Source organism: Microbacterium sp. Ru50, assembly GCF_002920555.1.
Classification (GTDB): Bacteria; Actinomycetota; Actinomycetes; order Actinomycetales; family Microbacteriaceae; genus Microbacterium; species Microbacterium arborescens.
The window spans coordinates 1-3,152 of the sequence record NZ_PQSV01000011.1 but is presented as its reverse complement, the minus strand read 5'-3'; the positions used below and the strand labels follow the sequence as shown (position 1 = coordinate 3,152).

3 protein-coding genes are annotated in these 3,152 nt (G+C 72.3%); all 3 read right to left on the bottom strand.

Annotation, left to right across the window (positions count from 1 at the left end; genetic code table 11):
• The coding region (locus C3481_RS15910; RefSeq protein ID WP_258039146.1) for a protein spdB at positions 1 to 809 on the bottom strand (809 nt) is incomplete at its 3' end.
• Positions 810 to 811: 2 nt separating this feature from the next.
• Positions 812 to 997 (bottom strand): hypothetical protein, encoded by a 186-nt coding sequence (locus tag C3481_RS15905; RefSeq protein WP_103818086.1) that lies wholly within the window; start codon positions 995 to 997, stop codon positions 812 to 814.
• Entirely contained in the window at positions 997 to 2,967 is a 1,971-nt protein-coding gene (locus C3481_RS15900; protein WP_103818085.1) for a MarR family transcriptional regulator, read from the bottom strand. The genes C3481_RS15905 and C3481_RS15900 overlap by 1 nt, the downstream gene beginning before the upstream one ends.
• Positions 2,968 to 3,152: the final 185 nt, after the last annotated feature.

Here is a 3,152-nt window from a genome sequence, read left to right as displayed (position 1 = left end):
GCCCGGAACGCGGCGGCCATGTCCCGGTAGCTCATGGGCGGGTGGGTGCTGGCCCGCAGATCCATGACGATCCGGTCGATCTCGTCGTCCGTGAGGGCGGGCGCCTCGATGGCGGCCACGGGCTCGAACGGACCCCAAACCGGCAGCTCCCACCTGGGCTGTGACGCATCCTGTGACGCGGGCGTGACGCGCTCTGTCACGCAGGTCAGAGCCTTGCCGGTGCCGTCGCCCTGCCGCACCCCGTCCAGCTCCGACCACGCCCCGGCGAGCCGCCGGGCGGCCTTGGACTGGGCGTCCGCGACGCGCTTCCCGGCGGTCGTCACGGCGTCGAGCCGGGTCACCTCCGTGCCCGCCTCGGCGCGCAGTTCGGCGCGGGCGATGGCGGCCCAGTCGCGGGCGTCCTGCTGGATCTTGGCGATCTGGTCGAGCGCGGCCGGGGTGAGCGCCGTGCGCTCCCACAGCCCGTGCACGAGCCAGAGGGCCTTGGCCGCGAGCGGGAGCCAGGCGACGGCCAGCCACGGGCCGGGCGAGTCCTGACCAACCGCGTGGGCGACCAAGACGCCGGTCGCCACCGCGCCGAAGCCCCAGCCGACCGCCGTCACCACGGCGTTGTGGTCGCCCTGCCGGGCCAGGCGCCGGTCGTAGGCGAGGGTGGCGAGCCAGCCGCCGTCGATGCCGAGGCCGACGACCAGGGCGACGGGCCAGGGCATCGAGCCGCCGAGCCACATCACGACCACGGCCAAGGTCAGCACCATGCTGACCGCCGTCATGGCGACCGCCGGGGCGGCGGTCATCGAGCGCTTCTGCATGGTCACTTCCCCTTCCGGAGTCCGAGGGTGAGCGAGATTCCGCCAGCGCCTGCCGCCGCCGCGTACTGCGTGGCCATCTCCGCGACCGTGATCAGGAGCCAGGCCACGAGGCCGATCCCGGCCGCGCCGGTCAGCACCAGGGCGAAGGTCAGCAGCGCGCCCTGCACGTCGTACTCGTGAGCCGCCATCAGGCCGACACCTCCCCGGCCTCCGTGGTGACGACGGACAGGGAGCCGTCCTCGGCACGCTTCACGTCGCCCGCGTCGACCAGCTGCTTGACCGCCTTGGAGACGGTGCCCTTGTTGATGCCGGTCACCGAGGCGATGTCGGCAACGGTGGTGGAGCCCGCCGCGATGGCGGCGGCGACCTTGTCGCGGTTGGTCGCGGGCGCGGGCTGGGCCGGAACCGCGGGGAGCGGCGGCGCCAGCTCGTAGTCGTCGTCCTTCACGAGCCGGAGCGCGGGCGCGGCCGGGGCGCCGGCCACCACGGCGGGCGCCGACTCCCGCCGCCACACGGGCCGGTCGGGGAGCGCGATCACCTGCTGGGCCGTCATGTAGCGCAGCCGGATCGGATTCCGGCGCTGGTGCTTGCCCTTGTCCTGGTCGAAGAGCAGCGCGTACCCGGGCATCGGCAGGTCGTGTGCGGGCCAGTCCGAGCGGCCGAAGACCGTGGCCGCGTCCGTCTGGGAGGCGACCGCGAGACCGAGCTTCACGCTCATCTGACCGGCGATCTGCGAGTCGATCCCGTGCCCGTCGCCCGACATGGTCGGCTTCTGCGTCGCCCACACCAGGATGATCTCCGCAGCCCGGTACTTCCGGGCGACCGTGCGCAGCGTCTCCACGATGTCCTGGTAGTCGGAGGACTTGCCGTCCTCGCCCTTGACCTTGGTCTTCGCGTCGGACAGCAACTCGCCGCCCTCGTCCGCGAAGACCGTGATGCGGGGCCGCTCGGGGCTGATCTCGACCACGTCCTTACCGCGCGGCAGGTCCTTCAGCCGCTCCTCGCCCTCCTCGATCAGCTCCTGGCAGACCTCGCGCATCTCGTCCAGCTCGCAGACGATTCGGGCGCGGTGGGACCACGTACGGCCCTCGACGTACTTCCGGTCGAAGATGATCAGCCGGTGGTCGTCGTACTCGGACGCCTCGGCCAGCAGCGGACGCGCGCTGTAGGACTTGCCCGCGCCGGACGTACCGGCGATCAGCATTCGCTTGCCCAACGGCACCGGCAGCGGCTCGCCGGTGACCGTGTCGACCGCCCAGCAGTCGCCCGGCTTCCAGCCCTCCAAGTCGATGCCGTCGGCCGCCGACCGGGTCCGCAGCGTGATCGTGGCGCGGTCGCCGTGCGTGCCCGGCTTGATCTCCATGCGCAGGTCAGTGCGCGCCCCGAGCAGCGCCCGGATCTCCTCGTGCTTGGCCGCGAACGCGCTCGGCTTCCAGCGGCCGTCCAGGCGCACGTTGGTCACCAGCCCGGCCGGGGTGATCTCGACCGGCGAGGGCACCGAGCCCGCGAGCCCGCGCTCGTCGGCGTGCTGGACCCAGTAGCTCGGGTCGAGCCGCTCGACCAGGCGCCGCTCCTCCGCCGACAGGACGTCGTCGACGTCGACCGTGACCGTGCGCCGGCCGAGCCACAGAGCGCCCGCGTTGAGCGCGATCAGACCGGCCGAGATCGACCCGGGCCAGATGGTCCAGTGCTCCGCCGTCGACATCAGCCACGACGAGACCGCGCCGGGCACCGCGTGCACCGCGTGCGCCTGGATCGCCCGCGCCCGCAGCGTCGCCGGGTAGTTGGCCTTGGCCTGCTTCAGCTTGGCCCGCGCCTGGGTGGTGTGCTGCCGCGCGGCCTTGTCCGCCGTCCGCGCCGACCGGCGCGCGGTGCTCATCGGGTTCTTGCTCGCCGCCCGCGCCTTCTGCCGCTCCGTCCGCGCCGTGGCCGCCGTCGACCGGGCGCTGTTGTGGGCCTTCTGCGCGTCCAGCAGAGCCTTCAGGTTCTCCGGGGTCCGGAGCTTGGCCCTCCGGTCCGCCTCCGCGTCCCAACGCGCCGCGAGCGGAGCGAAGGTCGGCGCAAGCGCGTCGAGCGTGTTCGTGATGGTTTGGGCCGACTTGATCCGTGCCGACTTGGTCGGCTCTGCGATCTTCGACCACACTGCGTTCAGGTCCACGTCTGTCCTTTCGCGAGGTTCGTGGATCTAGGGCCGAATCGTCGTTCCAGCGGCGGTTCGGCCCGCCTGTTTTGGGTGGGTTGCTCCCCCGGTTGCGCCCACACCCCCTAGTTGACCCCCGCAACCGCCTCTGACCTGGGGGTTTTCAGGTTGATGCGGTTTCCAGGGAGGGGGCCCTACGCGTG

What these genes read in the sequence shown, in the direction of transcription:
- C3481_RS15905 (WP_103818086.1), bottom strand. Translation starts at nt 997, where the DNA reads ATGGCGGCTCACGAGTACGACGTGCAGGGCGCGCTGCTGACCTTCGCC.